This window comes from Comamonas trifloxystrobinivorans (genome assembly GCF_043359985.1).
GTDB lineage: Bacteria > Pseudomonadota > Gammaproteobacteria > Burkholderiales > Burkholderiaceae_C > Comamonas > Comamonas trifloxystrobinivorans.
Genome location: NZ_JBHZGV010000029.1, coordinates 28,642 through 44,582 on the forward strand (window position 1 = coordinate 28,642; position 15,941 = coordinate 44,582).

15 protein-coding genes and 1 pseudogene are annotated in these 15,941 nt (G+C 61.4%); 14 read left to right on the forward strand and 2 right to left on the reverse strand.

Annotation, left to right across the window (positions count from 1 at the left end):
• Positions 1–394 precede the first annotated feature (394 nt).
• A complete protein-coding gene (merR, locus tag ACFIQF_RS23715; protein WP_000414383.1) occupies positions 395–829 on the reverse strand; it encodes a mercury resistance transcriptional regulator MerR in 435 nt (144 codons plus the stop codon).
• Between the two features lie 71 nt (positions 830–900).
• Between merR and ACFIQF_RS23720 the strand changes: the two genes are divergently transcribed.
• From ACFIQF_RS23720 to ACFIQF_RS23765, 10 genes are all read left to right on the forward strand, one after another.
• A complete protein-coding gene (locus ACFIQF_RS23720) occupies positions 901–1,251 on the forward strand; it encodes a mercuric transport protein MerT (RefSeq protein WP_001294666.1) in 351 nt (116 codons plus the stop codon).
• A 15-nt stretch (positions 1,252–1,266) separates the two neighbouring features.
• Positions 1,267–1,542, forward strand: coding sequence for a mercury resistance system periplasmic binding protein MerP (gene merP / locus ACFIQF_RS23725; RefSeq protein ID WP_000732290.1), 276 nt, complete (start codon positions 1,267–1,269; stop codon positions 1,540–1,542).
• Between the two features lie 71 nt (positions 1,543–1,613).
• A complete protein-coding gene (gene merA / locus ACFIQF_RS23730) occupies positions 1,614–3,299 on the forward strand; it encodes a mercury(II) reductase (protein WP_003090700.1) in 1,686 nt (561 codons plus the stop codon).
• 17 nt (positions 3,300–3,316) lie between these two features.
• A complete protein-coding gene (merD, locus tag ACFIQF_RS23735) occupies positions 3,317–3,682 on the forward strand; it encodes a mercury resistance co-regulator MerD (RefSeq protein ID WP_003090698.1) in 366 nt (121 codons plus the stop codon).
• Positions 3,679–3,915: a broad-spectrum mercury transporter MerE gene (gene merE / locus ACFIQF_RS23740; protein ID WP_003090697.1), complete on the forward strand. Its 237-nt coding sequence runs from the start codon at positions 3,679–3,681 to the stop codon at positions 3,913–3,915. The genes merD and merE overlap by 4 nt, the downstream gene beginning before the upstream one ends.
• Positions 3,912–4,901: a DUF3330 domain-containing protein gene (locus ACFIQF_RS23745; RefSeq protein WP_010792470.1), complete on the forward strand. Its 990-nt coding sequence runs from the start codon at positions 3,912–3,914 to the stop codon at positions 4,899–4,901. Before merE ends, ACFIQF_RS23745 begins: the two co-directional genes overlap by 4 nt.
• Positions 4,902–5,031: 130 nt before the next feature.
• Complete coding sequence (locus tag ACFIQF_RS23750; protein ID WP_034928705.1) at positions 5,032–5,589, forward strand: recombinase family protein; 558 nt, start codon at positions 5,032–5,034, stop codon at positions 5,587–5,589.
• A 2-nt stretch (positions 5,590–5,591) separates the two neighbouring features.
• On the forward strand, positions 5,592–8,558 hold the full coding sequence (locus tag ACFIQF_RS23755; RefSeq protein WP_096453049.1) for a Tn3 family transposase: 2,967 nt from the start codon (positions 5,592–5,594) through the stop codon (positions 8,556–8,558).
• A 208-nt stretch (positions 8,559–8,766) separates the two neighbouring features.
• Positions 8,767–9,819: a DNA-binding protein gene (locus tag ACFIQF_RS23760; protein WP_181352635.1), complete on the forward strand. Its 1,053-nt coding sequence runs from the start codon at positions 8,767–8,769 to the stop codon at positions 9,817–9,819.
• Between the two features lie 159 nt (positions 9,820–9,978).
• Positions 9,979–10,200, forward strand: coding sequence for a hypothetical protein (locus ACFIQF_RS23765; RefSeq protein ID WP_024943286.1), 222 nt, complete (start codon positions 9,979–9,981; stop codon positions 10,198–10,200).
• Between the two features lie 351 nt (positions 10,201–10,551).
• On the opposite strand, the gene ACFIQF_RS23770 is transcribed toward ACFIQF_RS23765, so the two are convergent.
• Positions 10,552–10,878: a hypothetical protein gene (locus ACFIQF_RS23770; RefSeq protein ID WP_101618167.1), complete on the reverse strand. Its 327-nt coding sequence runs from the start codon at positions 10,876–10,878 to the stop codon at positions 10,552–10,554.
• A 123-nt stretch (positions 10,879–11,001) separates the two neighbouring features.
• Between ACFIQF_RS23770 and ACFIQF_RS23775 the strand changes: the two genes are divergently transcribed.
• The 4 genes and pseudogenes from ACFIQF_RS23775 to ACFIQF_RS23790 all read left to right on the forward strand — a co-directional run.
• The gene (locus ACFIQF_RS23775; RefSeq protein ID WP_101618170.1) at positions 11,002–11,847 is read left to right on the forward strand and encodes a plasmid mobilization protein; all 846 of its coding nucleotides are present in this window, start codon (positions 11,002–11,004) and stop codon (positions 11,845–11,847) included.
• Positions 11,825–14,038 carry a relaxase/mobilization nuclease domain-containing protein gene (locus ACFIQF_RS23780; protein WP_101618172.1) on the forward strand — a complete coding sequence of 738 codons (2,214 nt, stop codon included), beginning with the start codon at positions 11,825–11,827 and terminating at the stop codon, positions 14,036–14,038. Before ACFIQF_RS23775 ends, ACFIQF_RS23780 begins: the two co-directional genes overlap by 23 nt.
• 372 nt (positions 14,039–14,410) lie before the next feature.
• The gene (locus ACFIQF_RS23785) at positions 14,411–15,292 is read left to right on the forward strand and encodes an AbiTii domain-containing protein (RefSeq protein WP_172686057.1); all 882 of its coding nucleotides are present in this window, start codon (positions 14,411–14,413) and stop codon (positions 15,290–15,292) included.
• 204 nt (positions 15,293–15,496) lie between these two features.
• Positions 15,497–15,941: pseudogene (locus tag ACFIQF_RS23790) on the forward strand (hypothetical protein); the annotation flags it as partial.

Below are 15,941 nucleotides of genomic sequence, written 5' to 3' on the forward strand. Positions count from 1 at the left end.
CCGAAGACCGGACTCTGGCTCCATCACCGGTGAGCTACTGGTCATCGACGGGGCAATCGTCTGATCGAGAATAAGACTGTCTGACGACTGGCAGGCCTATGGATTATTGGTGGCAGCAGCTAACGGCTCTATAAAGAGCTGCAAAAAATCACTGTAACGCATGATTGACTGACTGCTTCTGGCCGGTTTCTGCCTGTTGCGTCTCTGCTGCCCACTGGCCAAGTCGGATGCACGCGGTGGTCAGTACCAATGCAATTGACTGGTCAAATGGGTGCAATTGCGCAGTCTGTCCGCATCTTCACCAATGCTCTCTGCGGAGCCGGGCGACGGCGACGGAATAGGGGTCGTCTCAGAAAACGGAAAATAAAGCACGCTAAGGCGTAACTACCCTCGGCTACACCGCGTCGGCACCACGCGGCTCTTTCTCCCCTTGCAGCGAAGCAATCAGCGGGCAAGAAACGTTCCCTTGCCGCGCATGGCAGGCGAACACAAGTTCGGATAGCACGGTTTCCATGCGCGCCAGGTCGGTCATTTTTTCGCGCACGTCCTGAAGCTTGTGCTCGGCCAGGCTGCTGGCTTCCTCGCAGTGGGTGCCGTCATCCAGCCTCAGCAGCTCTGCGATCTCGTCGAGGCTGAATCCGAGCCGCTGGGCTGATTTCACGAAGCGCACCCGCGTCACATCCGCCTCGCCATAGCGGCGGATGCTGCCATAGGGCTTGTCCGGCTCCGGCAACAAGCCCTTGCGCTGATAGAACCGGATTGTTTCCACGTTGACCCCGGCCGCCTTGGCGAAAACGCCAATAGTCAGATTCTCCAAATTTTTTTCCATATCGCTTGACTCCGTACATTGGTACGGAAGTAAGCTTAAGCTATCCAATCCAGATTTGAAAGGACAAGCGTATGTCTGAACCTCAAAACGGGCGCGGGGCGCTCTTCACTGGCGGGCTAGCCGCCATCCTCGCCTCGGCTTGCTGCCTGGGGCCGCTGGTTCTGATCGCCCTGGGGTTCAGCGGCGCTTGGATCGGCAACTTGACGGTGTTGGAACCTTATCGCCCGATCTTCATCGGCGCGGCGTTGGTGGCGCTGTTTTTCGCCTGGCGGCGCATCTACCGACCGGCGCAAGCCTGCAAACCAGGGGATGTGTGTGCGATTCCCCAAGTGCGCGCTACTTACAAGCTCATTTTCTGGGTCGTGGCCGCGCTGGTTCTGGTCGCGCTCGGATTTCCCTACGTCATGCCATTTTTCTATTAATCACAGGAGTTCATCATGAAAAAACTGTTTGCCTCTCTCGCCATCGCTGCCGTTGTTGCCCCCGTGTGGGCCGCCACCCAGACCGTCACGCTGTCCGTACCGGGCATGACCTGCTCCGCTTGTCCGATCACCGTCAAGAAGGCGATTTCCAAGGTCGAAGGCGTCAGCAAAGTTAACGTGACCTTCGAGACACGCGAAGCGGTTGTCACCTTCGATGATGCCAAGACCAGCGTGCAGAAGCTGACCAAGGCCACCGAAGACGCAGGCTATCCGTCCAGCGTCAAGAAGTGAGGCACTGAAAACGGCAGCGCAGCACATCTGACGCCCTTGTCTGCTACCACAAACGAAAAAGGATCTGTCGCATGACCCATCTAAAAATCACCGGCATGACCTGCGACTCGTGCGCGGCGCACGTCAAGGAAGCGCTGGAAAAAGTACCCGGCGTCCAATCTGCCATAGTGTCCTATGCCAAGGGCGCGGCCCAGCTCGCCCTTGATCCAGGCACAGCGCCGGACGCACTGACCGCCGCCGTGGCTGGCCTGGGCTACAAAGCGATGCTCGCCGATGCCCCGCCGACCGACAACCGCACTGGGCTGTTCGACAAGGTGCGCGGCTGGATGGGTGCCGCCGACAAGGGCAGCGGCGGCGAGCGCCCGTTGCAAGTCGCCGTGATCGGCAGCGGTGGAGCCGCGATGGCGGCAGCACTGAAGGCCGTCGAGCAAGGCGCGCAGGTCACGCTGATTGAGCGCGGCACCATCGGCGGCACCTGCGTCAACGTCGGTTGTGTGCCGTCCAAGATCATGATCCGCGCCGCCCACATCGCCCATCTGCGCCGGGAAAGCCCATTCGACGGCGGCATGCCACCCACACCGCCGACGATCTTGCGCGAGCGGCTGCTGGCCCAGCAGCAGGCCCGTGTCGAAGAACTCCGTCATGCCAAGTACGAAGGCATCCTGGACGGCAATTCAGCCATCACCGTTCTGCACGGTGAAGCGCGTTTCAAGGACGACCAGAGCCTTATCGTTAGTTTGAACGAGGGTGGTGAGCGCGTCGTGATGTTCGACCGCTGCCTGGTCGCCACGGGTGCCAGTCCGGCCATGCCGCCGATTCCGGGCCTGAAAGAGTCACCCTACTGGACTTCGACCGAGGCCTTGGTCAGCGACACCATTCCCGAACGCCTGGCCGTCATCGGCTCGTCGGTGGTGGCGCTGGAACTGGCGCAAGCCTTCGCCCGGCTGGGTAGCCAGGTCACGATCCTTGCGCGCAGCACGCTGTTCTTCCGCGAAGACCCTGCCATCGGCGAGGCCGTCACAGCCGCCTTCCGTGCCGAAGGAATCAAGGTACTGGAACATACGCAAGCCAGCCAAGTCGCCCATGTGGACGGCGAATTCGTGCTGACCACTGGACAGGGCGAAGTGCGCGCCGACAAGCTGCTGGTCGCCACCGGCCGGACACCGAACACGCGCAGCCTGGCATTGGAAGCGGCGGGGGTAGCCGTCAATGCGCAGGGGGCCATCGTCATCGACAAGGGCATGCGCACCAGTAGCCCGAACATCTACGCGGCCGGCGACTGCACCGACCAGCCGCAGTTCGTCTATGTGGCGGCAGCGGCCGGCACTCGTGCGGCCATTAACATGACCGGCGGCGACGCCGCCATCAATCTGACCGCGATGCCGGCCGTGGTGTTCACCGACCCGCAAGTGGCGACCGTGGGCTACAGCGAGGCGGAAGCGCACCACGATGGCATCGAAACCGACAGCCGCACGCTGACGCTCGACAACGTGCCGCGTGCGCTCGCCAACTTCGATACCCGCGGCTTCATCAAGCTGGTCATCGAGGAAGGCAGCGGACGGCTGATTGGCGTACAGGTGGTGGCCCCGGAAGCGGGCGAACTGATCCAGACGGCTGTTCTCGCCATTCGCAACCGCATGACGGTGCAGGAACTAGCCGACCAGTTGTTCCCCTACCTAACGATGGTCGAGGGCTTGAAGCTCGCGGCGCAGACCTTCAGCAAGGACGTGAAGCAACTGTCCTGCTGCGCCGGATAAGGAAAAGGAGGTGTTCGATGAACGCCTACACAGTGTCCCGACTGGCCCTTGAGGCCGGGGTGAGCGTGCATATCGTGCGCGACTACCTGCTGCGCGGATTGCTGCGGCCAGTCGCCTGCACCACGGGCGGCTACGGCTTGTTCGATGACGCCGCCTTGCAGCGGCTGTGCTTTGTGCGGGCCGCTTTTGAGGCGGGCATCGGCCTGGACGCATTGGCGCGGTTGTGCCGGGCGCTGGATGCGGCGGACTGCGATGAAACAGCCGCACAGCTTGCCGTGCTGAGTCAGTTCGTCGAACGCCGACGCGAAGCGTTGGCCGATCTGGAAGTGCAGTTGGCCGCGATGCCGACCGCGCCGGCCCAGCAAGCGGAGAGTCTGCCATGAACAGCCCCGAGCGCTTGCCGACCGAGACACACAAGCCGTTCACCGGCTACCTGTGGGGTGCGCTGGCGGTGCTCACCTGTCCCTGTCATTTGCCGATTCTCGCCATTGTGCTGGCCGGCACGACGGCCGGCGCGTTCATCGGCGAGCACTGGGGTATTGCAGCCCTCACGCTGACCGGCTTGTTTGTCCTGTCTGTGACGCGGCTGCTGCGGGCCTTCAGAGGTCGATCATGAGCGCTTCCCAGCCAATTGAATGGACAGTGGCGCAACTGGCGCAGGCGGTCGAGCGCGGGCAGCTTGAGCTGCACTACCAGCCGATTGTCGATTTGCGCAGTGAGCAGATTGTCGGCGCGGAAGCCCTGTTGCGCTGGCGTCATCCGACGCTCGGACTGTTGCCGCCGGGCCAGTTCCTGCCCGTGATCGAATCGTCCGGCCTGATGCCGGAAATCGGCGCATGGGTGCTGGGCGCAGCCTGCCGTCAAATGCGCGACTGGCGGGTGCTGGCATGGCAACCGTTCCGGCTGGCCGTCAATGTTGCGGCGAGCCAAGTGGGGCCAGATTTCGACAAGTGGGTAAAGGGCGTGCTGGCCGATGCCGGGTTGCCCGCCGCGTATCTTGAAATTGAGCTGACCGAATCGGTTGCGTTCGGTGATCCGGCGATCTTCCCCGCCCTGGAAGCTTTGCGACAGATCGGTGTGCGCTTCGCCGCCGACGACTTCGGCACCGGCTATTCCTGCCTGCAACACCTGAAATGCTGCCCCATCAGCACGCTCAAGATCGACCAATCGTTTGTCGCCGGACTCGCCAACGACCACCGCGACCAGACCATCGTGCGCACCGTGATTCAGCTTGCGCATGGGCTTGGCATGGAAGTAGTGGCCGAAGGCGTGGAAACATCGGCGAGTCTTGATTTGTTGCGACAAGCGGACTGCGACACAGGACAAGGCTTCCTGTTCGCCAAGCCGATGCCGGCGGCGGCATTCGCCGTCTTCGTCAGTCAATGGAGGGGTGCCACCATGAATGCAAATGATCCGACTGCCACCAGTTGCTGCGTGTGCTGCAAGGAAATCCCGCTCGATGCCGCCTTCACCCCGGAAGGCGCGGAATACGTCGAGCACTTCTGCGGGCTGGAGTGCTATCAGCGCTTCCAGGCGCGCGCCAAGACCGGGAGCGAAACCGATGCCGATCCGAACGCCTGCGACTCATCACTGTCAGACTGAGGCATACCCTAACCTGGCGTCAGACCAGCCGACGCGAAAGCGTCAGGATAGACTTGCTTTCCGAATTGATTGACACACGCCACCAAGGGTCATAAATTTCTTCCTGACACATTGTCCTCAGGAGTACACCTTGAACGGTCAGCGCATCGGCTACGTCCGCGTCAGCAGCTTCGACCAGAACCCGGAACGCCAGCTCGAGCAGGTTTCGGTGGACCGGCTGTTCACTGATAAGGCGTCGGGCAAGGACACCCAGCGTCCTGAGCTGGAACGGCTGCTCGCCTTCGTGCGCGAGGGCGACACCGTGGTGGTGCACAGCATGGACCGCCTGGCGCGCAACCTCGATGATCTGCGCCGCCTGGTGCAAAAGCTCACCCAGCGCGGCGTGCGCATCGAATTCGTCAAGGAGAGTCTGACCTTCACCGGTGAGGACTCGCCGATGGCGAACCTCATGCTGTCGGTGATGGGCGCGTTCGCCGAGTTCGAGCGGGCGCTCATCCGCGAGCGGCAGCGCGAAGGGATCGCGCTCGCCAAGCAGCGCGGAGCCTATCGGGGGCGCAAGAAGTCTCTGAACAGCGAAAAGATCGAGGAACTGAAACGGCGCATCGCGGCGGGCGAGCAGAAAGCCAAGCTCGCCCGCGAGTTCGGCATCAGCCGCGAAACGCTTTACCAGTACATGCGAGAAACCTGACCATGCCTCGCCGTTCGATCCTGTCCGCTGCCGAGCGCGAAAGCTTGCTGGCGTTGCCCGATACACAAGACGAACTCATCCGACACTACACCTTCAGCGAATCCGACCTGTCACTGATCCGCCAGCGGCGCGGTGAGGCCAACCGCCTGGGTGTCGCGGTGCAGTTGTGTTTGCTGCGCTTCCCCGGTCAGGGCCTGTTACCGGACGCTGAGGTGCCGAGGCCCCTGCTGCAATGGATCGAACGGCACCTGCGACTCGATCCGGCATGTTGGCCGCAATATTCCGAACGGGAGGAGACCCGGCGCGAACACCTGCTCGAACTGCGGGCGTACCTGGACATGGAGCCGTTCGGCTTGGGGCACTATCGCCAGGCTGTTCATGCCACGACCGCACTGGCCTTGCAGACCGACAAGGGCATCGTGCTGGCCGGCAGTGTCCTCGACTCCCTGCGGCACCAACACATCATCTTGCCGACACTCGATGTGATCGAGCGCGTCTGCGCCGAGGCGATCACCCGCGCCAACCGGCGCATCTACGACGCCTTGGCCGAACCGCTGTCGGACGCGCATCGCCGCCGCCTCGACGATCTGCTCAAGCGCCGCGAGAACGGCAAGGCGACCTGGCTGGCCTGGCTGCGCCAGTCACCGGCCAAGCCGAACTCGCGGCACATGCTTGAACACATCGGACGCCTCAAGGCATGGCAGGCGCTCGATCTGCCTTCCGGTATTGAGCGCCTGGTACACCAGAACCGCTTGCTGAAGATCGCTCGCGAGGGCGCCCAGATGACGCCCGCCGACCTCGCCAAGTTCGAGCCGCAGCGCCGCTACGCCACCTTGGTAGCGCTCGCCATCGAGGGCATGGCCACCGTCACCGACGAAATCATCGACCTGCACGATCGCATCCTGGGCAAGCTTTTCAACGCCGCCAAGAACAAGCATCAACAGCAGTTTCAGGCATCCGGCAAGGCGATCAACGCCAAGGTGCGCCTGTTCGGCCGCATCGGCCGGGCGCTGATCGAGGCCAAACAGGCGGGCAGCGATCCGTTCGCCGCCATCGAGGCGGTCATGTCGTGGGACGCCTTCACGGAGAGCGTCACCGAGGCGCAGCGGCTCGCGCAGCCCGAGGACTTCGATTTCCTGCACCGCATCGGCGAGCACCACGCCACGCTGCGCCGCTACGCGCCGGAATTCCTCGACGTGCTCAAGCTGCGAGCCGCGCCTGCCGCCAAGGATATGCTCGACGCCATCGAGGTGCTGCGCGGCATGAACCGCGACAACGCCCGCAAGGTGCCCGCCGATGCGCCGACCGACTTCATCAAGCCGCGCTGGCAGAAGCTGGTGATGACCGACACCGGCATCGACCGGCGCTACTACGAGTTGTGCGCGCTGTCGGAGCTGAAGAACGCGCTGCGCTCCGGCGACATCTGGGTACAAGGCTCGCGCCAGTTCAAGGACTTCGAGGACTACCTGGTGCCGCCCGCGAAATTCGTCAGCCTCAAGCAGGCCAGCGAATTGCCGCTGGCCGTGGCCACCGACTGCGATCAGTACCTGCGTGACAGGCTGACACTGTTGGAAACGCAGCTCGCCACGGTCAACCGCATCGCGCTGGCCAACGAACTGCCGGACGCCATCATCACGGAGTCGGGTCTAAAGATCACGCCGCTCGATGCGGCCGTGCCCGACACCGCGCAGGCGCTGATCGACCAGACGGCGATGATCCTGCCGCACGTCAAGATCACCGAACTGCTCTTGGAGGTGGACCAATGGACGGGCTTTACCCGTCACTTCACCCACCTCAAGTCGGGCGATCTGGCCAAGGACAAGAACCTGCTGCTGAGCACGATCCTGGCCGACGCAATCAACCTCGGCCTGACCAAGATGGCGGAATCCTGCCCCGGAACGACCTACGCCAAGCTGGCCTGGTTGCAAGCCTGGCACATCCGCGACGAAACCTACGGGGCGGCGCTGGCCGAGCTGGTCAACGCGCAGTTCCGTCACCCCTTCGCCGAGCATTGGGGCGACGGCACCACCTCGTCGTCAGACGGCCAGAACTTCCGCACCGGCAGCAAGGCCGAGAGTACCGGCCACATCAACCCGAAATACGGCAGCAGTCCAGGGCGGACGTTCTACACCCACATCTCCGACCAGTACGCACCGTTCCACACCAAGGTCGTCAACGTCGGTGTGCGCGACTCGACCTACGTGCTCGACGGCCTGCTGTACCACGAATCCGACCTGCGCATCGAGGAGCACTACACTGATACGGCGGGCTTCACCGATCACGTCTTCGCGCTGATGCACCTGCTGGGCTTTCGCTTCGCGCCGCGCATCCGCGACCTGGGCGACACCAAGCTCTACATCCCGAAGGGCGATGCTGCCTTTGAGGCACTGAAGCCCATGATCGGCGGCACGCTCAACATCAAGAACGTCCGTGCCCATTGGGACGAAATCCTGCGGCTGGCCACTTCGATAAAGCAGGGTACTGTGACGGCTTCGCTGATGCTCAGGAAGCTCGGCAGCTACCCGCGCCAGAACGGCCTGGCCGTGGCCCTGCGCGAGCTGGGGCGCATCGAGCGCACGCTGTTCATTCTGGACTGGCTGCAAAGCGTCGAGCTGCGCCGCCGCGTGCATGCCGGGCTGAACAAGGGCGAAGCCCGCAACGCGCTGGCCCGCGCCGTGTTCTTCAACCGGCTGGGCGAAATCCGCGATCGCAGTTTCGAGCAGCAACGCTACCGGGCCAGCGGCCTCAACCTGGTGACGGCGGCCATCGTGTTGTGGAACACGGTCTATCTGGAGCGGGCGGCGAACGCCCTGCGTAGCCACGGCCAAGTCATCGATGACAGCCTGTTGCAGTGCCTGTCGCCGCTGGGCTGGGAGCACATCAACCTGACCGGCGATTACCTCTGGCGCAGCAGCGCCAAGATCGGCGCGGGCAAGTTCAGGCCGCTACGACCGCTGCAACCGGCTTAGCGTACGATTTTTTCCGTTTTCTGAGGCGACCCCGAATAGCGCAGTCTTTCCGGCGTCGGCGGCTGGCCAGCCAACGCGCCGCAGGCGAGGCGGCAGCTCGTGCTCGACATCCGGGAGGACAGGCGACCTTTTTTAGTTTGTTAGTTTATTTGTTTGTTTCTTTGTTTGTTGTGTTATAATGAGGCCATCATGTGATGGAGGATCGGTTATGCGCCCTGCTGAGTTTTCCCCGGAAGAGATCGTCGCGGCTGGTGAAGCCCTTGTGGCCGCTGGTCGCAATGTGACCGGCTTTGCCCTGCGCCAGAAGGTCGGTGGCGGCAACCCCAATCGCCTCAAGCAAGTGTGGGACGAGCATTTGGCTGCGAAGAACACGACGGAGGCTGAGCCTGTGGCGGAGCTACCGGTCGAGGTGGCTGAGGAAGTCGCTGCTGTCACCAAGTCGCTGACAGAGCGACTTGCGACGTTGGCCGTCGAGCTGAACGACAAGGCGGTCAAGGCTGCTGAGCGCCGGGTCGCCGAAGTGTTGCGCACTGCTGGTGAGCAGCGTGAGCAGGCGGAGCGGGAGCTGGTCGATGCCGCGCAGACGGTTGACGAGCTGGAGACACGGTTGGACGAGTCGCAGGCGGAAGTTGAATCGCTGGAAAGGCGGCTCAGTGAGGCTCAGTCTCATGGGCAGGCGCAGGCTGTCGAGCTGGCCCAGTTGCGTGAGCGTCTGGTTGCCACTGAGCAAGCTGCACGGGCCACTGCTGATGCCCACGAAGCCGTGCGCTCGGAGCTGGATGCTGCCCGTCGCGACGCAGGCGTGAAGATCGAGGCGCTGCGGGATGAGCTGGCTCAGTTGCGTGAGCGATTGGCGGCGTCTGAACAAGCGGCCAAGGTTGCAGCGGAAACTCACGCTCGCGAGCTGGAGCAGGCGCACTCTGAAACGAAGACGGTACGGGCCGAGCTTGATGCGGCTCGTCGTGAGGCTTCAGAGAAGATTGAGGCGCTGAGAGGTGAGTTGGCCGAGCAAAAGGCCAAAGCCGCTGCTGATGCTCAGGCACACGCCGATTACCGGGCGCGGATGGAGCAGGATGCAGCGCGGATTACCGAGCTGCTGGGGCAGGCAAAAGAGGCTCAGGAGGTTGCCCGGCATGATGCGTCAGAAGCCCGTGAATCTGCTGCAAAGCTGGCGGGTCAGTTGGAGGCTATACAGGCTCAGAATGCCACTCTACTTGCGGCTGTCCAGCAGAGGTCTGATCGCGGTTCGGGTGGCAAATGAGTCAAGGATGTGCATCGGGTGGTGTGAGGTTGACCCCGGCAGAGCTGGATGCTTTGCGTGATGAAATGCAACGCGATGGCGAGTGGGCGCGTGAAGAGCTAGCTCGTCGTCGAGCGGCAAGGATTGCCACGGTTCAAGCCGCGCTTGAGGATGACGACAATGCCGACACCTGATGAACTACAGCAACTCTCAGATGAAATCCGCCGTGCTGGTGCGATGCTCGTTCAGGTGGCCCATGACGGCGATCCTGAAATCCTGATGATGATCGTCAATGTGCTTAACGCATGTGCAGCAAAACCTGCATGGTGGGCGCGTGAGGCGCAGGCTGCTGAGGTCGATCAGATCGTTGCCGACATCATTGAGCGTGCGCGGTCAGGATGATTGCGATGAAACGCAAACAAATGCAGTTGGCCGACTCACGCCTTGTCCTCTCGAGTGGTGCGAAACTGGCCCATTGCCACGGCCAGCCAGTAGGCCGCCTGACAAGCTCGGCAGTTAGTACAGCAAGCGCCGGGCGTGCTCTGGCGGCTGCTCGCTGTAGGTAGTTCATCGTTGCATCCATCGTTTCAGCCGCTCGACGAACGTCATCGGTTTCTTTTTAGCTGGCTCAGTGAGAGGATTCTTCGTCACCCATATGGGAAGTTCTAGAGGCAATACGATTGCTTCCTTGATTACTTTGCTCTCTGTTTCTGCTCTCTCACTTGTTGCCACGCATTTACCCTCTTCATGCACCTATGCCGTTGGCTTAGCAGGCTGTTGCTGATCTTCGGTAGCGGTTGTATTACCCGCTTCACTGCCTTTCTTGCGTGTTGCCGTTCCGCTTCCAGCTCTCTTCAGGTAGCTGCGCAGCGTTGGTGTTGCCAGAGATACACCAAGCTGCTTTAGCTGCTCGCTGACCTGCTCCAGAGTATAGCCACGGGCCTGCATTGCTTTGATGTCCTTTGCAAGCAGCTTGATGGCCTCTTGCTTGCTGACCGGGCGTTTCTTGTTCTCAACGGCAGGCAGTTCTTTCAGCTTTGCGCTGATCTGCTCGACCTGCTCAACGGTGAGTGTAGCCATGTGCTTGCTCCATTCCTGTAATCAACAAAACTCGCTTGACATCATACGCTTTTGCGTGTTCAGAGGCAACGCGCTATGATAGCCGAATCATGGCTGTAAGCAGACATGCAGGACGGCCATTGTATGACACATGCCGGAACGCTTCGCGCCCCGACCTGTATCATTCAATGGACGCCACTTGTTCGGCGCTGCGCTTCTCACAAGATGGCTCTTTCGTCCTGCCCCCTCGCGCCGGGGGTGGCGTTTGCAGCTTGCTATCAAGCAGTTTTCAAGGGGGTCGCAAGGGTGCCGTTCGTTTGCATTGGCGATGAGCCGCTTACAGCAAAGCTCGCGCTGCGGTTACAGCCAGATGAGCGCGATGCGCTGCGTGCCGAGGCGGATGCACGCGGTGTCAGCATGAGCGCCCTTGTCCGTGATCTGTACTTCGGCGCTCCCGTTGTCAGTGATGTGAATCGTGATCTGGTTGCAGAGTTGATCCGGCTTGGTGCTGTAGTTCGCTCCGCGTGGGATGCTTCCGCTGCAAGCCAGTCACCCTACTTCCCTCCTCTCGCGGAGGCCATTGTTGATCTGCAAAAGTTCGCTCGGACACTGGCCGGAAAGATCAAGCCGAGCCGCGTCCGGCATGATCGTGCCGCTGATGTTGTCGAGTTCGTTGGAAAGTCAGATGGCGTGGCACTGGAAGCTATTGTGACGTTGCGTCTTCTGCCCGCAGAAAAAGACCAACTTGAGTTGGATGCGGAGATGGCGGGTATTACACCCGGCGCACTCGTTCGACGTCGGATATTCGGTCGCCCGGTGTCTGCGAACATAAATCGCGTGATGCAGCGGCGTATCCGGTCGCTGATGGCGATGTTGCAACATTTCCTCGCAGAGCATCGTAGTCGGGACTACCCAGAGATTTATACGACGCGGAGTGTACTGGCGGCGCTCTTCAAGAGGCTGGGACATGATCTCAAAGCACATTCGTAACCCAGATGCGAAGGCCGCGAAGCATCGTCGCATTATCAAGCTGGTCGAGTACATCCTCAATCCACAGACTGAGAGCGCGACGGAGAAATGCGTCTATCACGGCGCACGCGGGTTCATCACTGCTGAACGGTCGATGCAGCTTGGCGAGATGATCGCACTTTCGGAAGATGCCACGCGAAGCAAGAACACTGTGGAGCATTTTGTTCTGAGCTTGCGGGAGGGCGAGAAGCCGACACCTGAGCAGGTCGAGGAGATGATAACGATCTGGCTCAGGGAACTTGGGTTGAGCGATTGTCAGATTATCTATGGTCTGCACGAGGACACTGATAACTACCACCTGCACATAGCAGTCAACCGGATGCACCCTGAGCGACTGGAGTGCATCAAGATCAACGGTGGCTTCTCGAGGGAAGCGGAGCATCGGGCGATTGCATTGATCGAGCACGCGCAAGGCTGGAAGTCCGAGAAAAATGCTCGATACACGGTGCTTCCAGACGGCACGCTGGCCTACCGAGCCGAGAACGGTGAGGCTGTGCCGGATGCGGGCTGGTCGGCTGATTTGGCACTCAGACGGCGGCAAACCGATGACCGTAAAGAGCTGCGGCGACGGCATGAGCGTGAGCGGCGAGAGTTGGAGGCTGTTGAAGCTACGAAGGCGCAGCGGCAGGCGGCGCTCGATGAGCTGAGAACACGCCAGCTTGCTGAGCAGTTGGCGCAGAAAACGCAGCAGAAGGCGGAGCGCGTGGCATTGCGTAGCGCCCTCCCCGCCTCTCGGGCACGTGAAAATGTCGCGATCAGCCAGCGAGCCATCGACATCGAAACTCGCACAGGCGTGCAGAGCGCCGAGCGTACCGCCAAAGAGGTTGCTGGGCCGATCTTGCGGTCGGCATCGAGTTGGGCGCAGTTGCACGCGGAGCTGGCCGCCGTGGGGTGCCGCTTCGAGCGCGAAGGGAGCGGTGCATTGATCTGGGTTGGAGACACGCCCGTCAAGGCCAGCCAAGCCTGCCGAAAGTCATCCTTGCCTAAGTTGGAGAAGCGTCTGGGTGCATATGAGCCTGCTCCCGAAGGGATGGTGATTTCAGAGCGGGAGTTGGAGCCACTCAAGCCGGATGCCCCTCGCATGAGCGACTACATGCGCGAGCGGCGGCAGTACGAGCGGGAGCGGAAACAGGAAACGGCAGCACTGCGCGAGCGTCATCGGTTGGAGCAAGAGGCGGCGTGGTCACGCTACGAAGTGCGGCGCGATGCACTGCTGGCTGGCCATGCGGGCAGGAATCGGTATGCCTTGGGCGCTGTTGCACGCGCTGAGTGGCTGGCCGAGCGGGATGAGCTGATCCAGCGGCAGAGCGGCGAGCGTCACCGGCTGCGGAAACGGTTGCCAGCTTTTCCCGGCGTGGAGGACTGGTATCGGCGACTGGATGAGCCAGGACTGGCCGAACTTTGGCGACATCGAAATAGCGATCAGGCGCTGCTGGTCGGCGATGCGGACACCCCTGCCCTGCCCCCTCGGGACATCCGGGCGTTCGTGGCCGAGGTGCGTGGGCGTCAGGTTGTATTCCGGCGACCGGATGATGCAGGCCCTGCATTTGTTGATTGTGGTCGGCGGATCGACGTGACTGCCTCGAATGATCGTGATGCGGCACGGGCGGCGCTGCAACTGGCGAAGGCGAAGTGGGGGCGGGTCACGGTCAGCGGGCCACCTGAGTATCAGCAGATGATGCTGGAGCTGGCTGCGGAGATGGGGGTGCAGATTGCAAACCCCGAGCTGCAAGAGCGGCTGAATGTGGAGATCGAACGCCGCAGGCCCGTCCCAGTGCCAACGGCAAAGCCAGACTGGTCACGGTATCGGTCAGTGGCTTCCGGTGGGGTGCGCTCCCCTGCTCGAATGACTGGCGAGCGCGATCCGCGGTGGCCTCAATTTGAGCGGGCCATGCTCCAGATCGGGCAGTTCGAGCTGGGTGTGTCGGCTGTGGTGCTGATGGGACAGCTTGAGATTGCCAAGGGCACGGTGACTGAGCGTCTTGACGCTGCGGAGCGGTCTGGCAGGTCGGTTGATGACGTGGCCCGCGAGCTGGCCACCGCAGCAGCGCGAGCCGAGGCCGAGGCATTCCAGCGACAGCTTGACGCGGCTGAACGAGAGCAGGCGCGTCCTGACATGCACCCCGACGAGCCAGAGGGGCCGGGTTGGTGAGGGGGGGCGATTCAGCGTGGACTCTGCTCCATATACGCCCACACCTTGAGATAGCTATATATCTTTCAAGATAGCTAGCTATCTAAATATGGTGGTGAGAGTGTGTTGGGATGGTGTGCGCTTGGTGGTTAGAAGGTGGTGACAAGGTGGTCGGATGGTGCTGACTGTGTGGTGACAGCGTGGCGGGATGGTGGCTCTATGGTGGTGGCTTGGTGTTGCCTTCCACCTTGTTACCACAATGCCGCCACATAGTTTGATAGCTAGCTAGATAGCTATCAGGGAGGATGGGTGCAAAAACGGTGCGACTGCTCCCGAAATGACGGATGATAACGAGCTAGATATATAGCTAGCTATCAAGAATTTGGAGGAAGGATGCCTGCTCTTGTCCCGGAACTGGTGAATGCGGCAATTGATGCCTCGGTGTCGCCCGGCGATTTGTTACGCCGGGCGCTGGTTGTTGCGCGGCGTTTGGCCGTGCCTGAGCTGGTCGATTGGATCAGCAGCGAACTGAACGGCTACTACTCAGGGGAAGTGCCGGACTATCGTCGGGTACAGGGGCAGTTGATGGCCGAAAACCCGATTCATGGCCCGATCCCGTTTTTTGCGCCGCCAGACATGGCCGAGCTGCTGTCGGACTTCGAGGTGCGACAGTCGGTGCCGGAGCTGATGCAGCTTGCTCAGAGCACAACTGGCATTTACAGCCACTTTCCGGCCAACATCGAGCACACGCTGATGCAAATGATGCGCGAGGCGAACGGTGTGACGATGCGCCCGGCGCTCAGGTTTTCCACCGTGCAGGTGCAGGGTGTCATCGAGAAGGTGCGGAGTCGGGTGCTCGAATGGGCGCTTGATCTGGAGGCTAAAGGCGTGCTCGGGGAAGGCATGACGTTCACTCAGCAGGAGAAGCAGACGGTGCAGCAGCAGCATTACCACTTCGGAGACGTAAGCGGCTCCCAAATCCAGATCGGATCGAATAGCTCTAACCAGACCCAGACTCAAACAGGCGGTGACATGGCTGCGCTGTCAGCCTTGATTGAGCTGCTGCGCGATGCCATCCAGCAGGGACGCATCGAAGCCGAGGTGCGCGATGAATTGCAGGCAGAGCTGGCGACATTGCAGGCTCAGGCTGCATCACCGAAGCCCAAGTGGGCCATCATCAAAGCGACCGCAGGAAGCATCAAAGCCGTGTTGGAAAACGCGGCAGGTGGCGTACTTGCGGCGCAGGCGCTGCCGTACCTGACGGCGCTGCTGTGATAGCTAGCTATCTAGCTTTGCTGTGGATGGGCCAGAAACGACAAACCCGCCAGTAGGCGGGTCTGTCGAGGAATTGGGGTGGCCCTGCATAACAGGGCCAGAACGAACCTAGTGTCATCACCAGTATGGTGGCTGGGAGAGGACTGAGCCTAGGGCTGCGAACCAAGTATAGCAGCACTGTCCGATGATTCAAAGTGACGAAGAATGAACTGGAATGACCTAGAGAAGCACTTTTCGCCTGCCCGGTTGGGCCGTTACCGTGCAGCGCGGGGTGGTGATGCAACGAAGGCTGCGGCGGACTACTCCAGCAACGTCTTGCTGTCCGAAGCGATGGTGCCGATGCTCAACGTCTTGGAGATCGCCTTGCGAAATGGCATCCATGCTCGTCTGAGCAAGCTCTATGGCAGGGCTGATTGGTGGGAAGCATGGGTAGGTGATCCCGCCTTCAGTTGGCAGAACAAGGAAGTGGCCAGCGCGAAGGCAAAGCTGATCCGAAGACATGAGCCGCAGACGCCGGACAAGGTACTGGCTGAGCTGACCTTTGGCTTTTGGAGTTCGCTCTTCAACACGCAATTCCAGACTGTCCTCTGGAAAGACCTCCGCCTTGTGTTTGCGCGTTGTCCGAAGCCGCAAAGGCAGCGGCACAACA